This is a genomic window from Methylophaga sp. UBA1464 (assembly GCF_002325665.1).
Lineage (GTDB): Bacteria > Pseudomonadota > Gammaproteobacteria > Nitrosococcales > Methylophagaceae > Methylophaga.
In genome coordinates this window covers 28,987-33,313 of the sequence record NZ_DCSO01000078.1, presented here as the reverse complement: position 1 = coordinate 33,313, position 4,327 = coordinate 28,987, and the positions used below count along the sequence as shown (strand labels likewise).

4 protein-coding genes are annotated in these 4,327 nt (G+C 45.5%); 1 reads left to right on the top strand and 3 read right to left on the bottom strand.

Going from position 1 to position 4,327, the window contains the following annotated elements; genetic code table 11:
• Together B3O33_RS09915 and dbpA are read right to left on the bottom strand one after the other, a co-directional pair.
• Nucleotides 1-597 (bottom strand): sensor domain-containing diguanylate cyclase (locus B3O33_RS09915; protein ID WP_292363515.1); only part of this gene is annotated, 597 nt, incomplete at its 3' end.
• 82 nt (nucleotides 598-679) lie between these two features.
• Entirely contained in the window at nucleotides 680-2,062 is a 1,383-nt protein-coding gene (gene dbpA, locus B3O33_RS09910) for an ATP-dependent RNA helicase DbpA (protein WP_292361588.1), read from the bottom strand.
• A 150-nt stretch (nucleotides 2,063-2,212) separates the two neighbouring features.
• Between dbpA and B3O33_RS09905 the strand changes: the two genes are divergently transcribed.
• Nucleotides 2,213-3,067, top strand: coding sequence for a hypothetical protein (locus tag B3O33_RS09905; RefSeq protein ID WP_292361587.1), 855 nt, complete (start codon nucleotides 2,213-2,215; stop codon nucleotides 3,065-3,067).
• Between the two features lie 40 nt (nucleotides 3,068-3,107).
• Here the strand turns inward: B3O33_RS09905 and B3O33_RS09900 are convergent.
• Nucleotides 3,108-4,327: mechanosensitive ion channel domain-containing protein (locus B3O33_RS09900; RefSeq protein WP_292363514.1), on the bottom strand; the 1,220-nt coding region annotated here is incomplete at its 5' end.

Genomic DNA, 4,327 nt, shown 5'->3' with positions numbered 1-4,327 from the left:
CAAATGACCATAACAATCGTTGTATTCTTTGAAAAAGTCGATATCAATAACGATCAATGACAATGGCTGTTTATTCTGCCGAGCCTTTAGCCACTCAGTTTCAATGACCGTATCAAACATGCGACGATTGGCTACACCGGTCAATCCATCTTTGAAAGACAGTTCTTCAAGTTCTTTTTGTAACTTGATCAGTTCCTGTTCCGTTTTTTTACGTTCACTGATATCAAACATAAAACCCGCTAAGGAATCGACCTCACCATTTTCCTTGCGAACCACATGAACTACATCGCGGATCCAAACATAGTCGCCATTTTTTGTCAGTGCTCGATAGTCGGCTTCATGATCAACGCCTGACTGGGATTGCGAAACACAGAAATCCACTACCCACTGCCGATCTTCCGGATGCATTCGGGTTGCCCAGTCTTCAACCGACTGCCAGCTGGAAGGCTCCCAACCCAGCAGTTCTTCAATCTGTGGACCGATATAGGTGAATTGCAAAGTTGCCCAATCAATTTTCCAGGGAATAGCCCTGGTCGATTCGAGCAGCGTTTTGTAGACACCGTTATCGGTGGGGTTGTCGTTTATCAAATCGGTCATGGCAACACTCGTTGAGACTTACCGTTAAGGGTACTTATTTCCACAACATAAACAAGGTTTTTATAATCCATTCTGAGTCAATTTAACGTATTTTTCTGGCCCGAATTGTACGGCCTTTGATTTTTCCATCGGCCAGATAATTCATTGCCTGTCGCAATGCGGATTTGCTTACAGCCACATAACTCGACATATCAAAAATATCGATCTTGCCGATATCGGCACCATCCAACCCAGCATCCCCCGTCAATGCCCCTAAAATATCTCCTGGTCGAAGTTTGTTTTTACGCCCGGCATCCAGTTGAATAGTCACCATATTGGCTTCAAGAGTATAACTGTCATCGCGATCCAGCGAAGCTGGTACATCACAGCGACACGGTTTTTTTTGATATTTCTCAATTGCCAGCATGCGTGGCACTTCGGCTTCAGCTACCAGACTCATAGCCAGACCTGACTCTCCTGCCCGACCAGTTCGACCGATACGATGTACATACACTTCCGGATCACGTGGTAATTCATAGTTAATCACCATTTCAATCGCTTTGATATCCAGCCCACGCGCGGCTACATCGGTGGCAACCAAAACAGGACAACTCTGGTTGGCAAAACGCACCAGGACCTGATCCCTTTCACGTTGTTCCAAATCGCCATGAATGGGCTGGGCATCAATTTTATGGTTACGAAGCCATTCTGCCACTTCATCACATTGTTTTTTGGTATGACAGAACACAATCGCGTTTTTAGGCTGATAATGCTGAAACAACATTAGCAATGAACTGTTACGCTCATGCTTTTTGATTTCGTAAAACAGCTGCTCGATGACCGCTTGTTGATGTTGTGACTCAACCGTCACTCGTGCCGGATCACGTTGAATGCTGCGACTTATCTGTTTAATGCTATCGGGAAAGGTGGCAGAAAAGAGTAACGTCTGCCGCGAGCTGGGCGTCTGTCCGATAATGTCCTGCATCGCATCGACAAAGCCCATATCCAGCATGCGATCCGCTTCATCCAGCACCACTGTTTTAACTTTATTGAGCTTCAAAGTGGATTTTTTCAGATGATCCTGAATCCTTCCCGGTGTGCCTACAACAATATGTGCACCGTATTCCAATGACGCAATTTGTGGGCCTAACGGTTTACCCCCGCATAACATCACCAGTTTAAGATTCGGGATAGAACGTCCCAGACGACGTAATTCTTTGCCTACCTGATCGGCCAACTCCCGTGTTGGGCAAATAATTAAGGCTTGCACGGCAAAAAAGTCAGGCTTAATCGTTTGTAAAAGACCAAGGCCAAAGGCAGCGGTTTTACCACTGCCGGTTTTTGCCTGAGCAATCAAATCCTTGCCCTGCAGGATCAGTGGCAGGCTCTGCGCCTGTACAGCGGTCATTTGTTTGTAACCGAGCGAATCAAGTACAGCCAGTTGTTCAGCAGGTAACTTCAGCTTAGAAAAATCATTTTCAGACATGGGAAACTTTAAACAGAGAAAGATAGCGCGCATGATACCAAAAAGCTCGCTGAAACATTGCTTTACCTGAATTTACATTCATGGCAATGAACCCCAACACAGACTGCAAGTCTGATAGTCATCAGCCAGCCAAACTGTGAGGTAATGGCTATGTCATTCATTAAAAATCTATTTCTTCCAGCTTTCACCGCCAGCCTGCTTACTGGACTAATGGTATTTATACCAAGTCAACACAGTTATGCCGATGTGTCGGTGAACGTGCAACTTGGTCAGAATCTGCATAATCGACCACACTATGGTATTTCGGGAAACCGGCATTATCGCTCCCCTTCTATCGGTATTACTGGCCACCGTTCATTTGGACTGGATCCCAGGCTCAACCACTTCAAGCAACCTCGTTATAAACCGTATTACCGACATTACGATACAACCCGACCTCGTCATCGAACAGGCTATTATGGTTTTCGAGGCAACAGTATCACCCTGATTACACCGATTGTTTATTCTCAGAATTATCAAAATGCCGACCCTATACGTCGCTATACAGCTAATTCATCACGGCCCCTTTCCACAGCTGCGTCTATATCAAACTATTCCAATATTGATGGTTGGGAAGCATTATCACGCTATGAATCAACAACAGCGATTAATGCCTTTAAAGCGCAATCCAGTAAAAATCCCAAAGCTTCTTTACCCAAAATTGGTTTTGCTTTAGCCACGGCTTTACAGGGTGAAACGGATAAAGCATTTTGGGCTTTGAACCTGGCATTAATTGCCGATACCAGTGATCTGCGTTATTTCAGCGCCGATCCCGGCCTGCAATTGGTGATTGATGATTTATTGGAAAATTATCATAACAAACCTTTGATGACGGCCACCCTGCTTTATTTGAAGCAGGATTACCGTTCAGCTCGAACACTGATACAAACGGCATTGAATGAATGCGATAACTGTTCCGCCACTCGGAATATGCAGCGGTTAATACAGCAACGGCTCCATGGATAAATAAAAAACCCCCTGCCGTTATCAACAGGGTGTTTACTGTTTAATGTTCTTCATCGAAATCCTGTTTATGCTTTGGATTGGATTTTGATGATTTTGAGCTTGTTGTTTTTTCAGGCTTCTGCTCTAACTGAATGGCAGAATTTGCATCCGAGTCTCCGACCATTTTCAGCGGTGCAGGTGGCGCTGAGCCATCTTTATCCTGACCAAAGTAAATGGTCATATGCGGGAATGGAATCTCAATGCCCGCCGCATCCAGATGCTGTTTAACCAGACGATTATAAGCCCGGCCGACACCCCATTGTGTCCCCGGAAGGGTTTTAATACGTACCCGGATATTCACCGAACTGTCCGCCAGCGCGGTCACACCATGGACTTCCAGTTCGTCGATCAGAATTTTTTCACGCTGTTCAGGATCAGCCATTAATTCAGCAAACGCTTCACGCAGATGCACAATGACTTCATCTGTATTTTCACGATACGCCACACCATATTCACCAACATGGTAAGCAAACTCCCGCATAAAGTTGGAAACAGTATCCACCGCCGAAAACGGAATCATATGGTAGGTACCGGATAAATCACGTAAGCCTAACGAACGGATAGTAAGTTTTTCAGCGGTCCCCGTAATACCACCAGCTGTCACAATATCTCCGGCATTAATGGCATTTTCCATTTGAATAAATACACCGGTAATCACATCCTGAACCAGTTTCTGGGCACCAAAACCAATAGCCAGACCCAATACACCAGCCCCTGCCAGTAATGGTCCGATATTGACACCTATTTCTGCCAGCACAATCATCACTGTCATAATGATCAGAGCAATCGCTGCCGCATTACGGAAAATGGTCAATAATGTTTTTGCTCTGGCCGTAGGCATCTGACCATCATCATTAGGGTTTAGCCGATGCTCAATCCAGCTGGCCAGAGCAATCCAGATGGCCATCGCACCCACAAGGATCGCCGCCACACTGATTACTGTACCGATAGTCTGAATACCCGCATCTGAAGCTAACCAGGCCGAAAGACTGAATATTCCCCACGCATCCAGAATCACGGCAGCAACCACTACGACCAGCAAAATGCGTAAGGTTTTATAGATATTGGGCACAAATCCATTCAACCGTTCTTCGAGTAATGGAAAACGTGAACGCAAATCATCTGAAACATGTACCGGACGACCAATGGTTTTGGCCATAAATTTTGCCACTAAGCCGCCAATCACTAATGCCAGAATCGTTTGGAAAGTGGCTTTAAGCA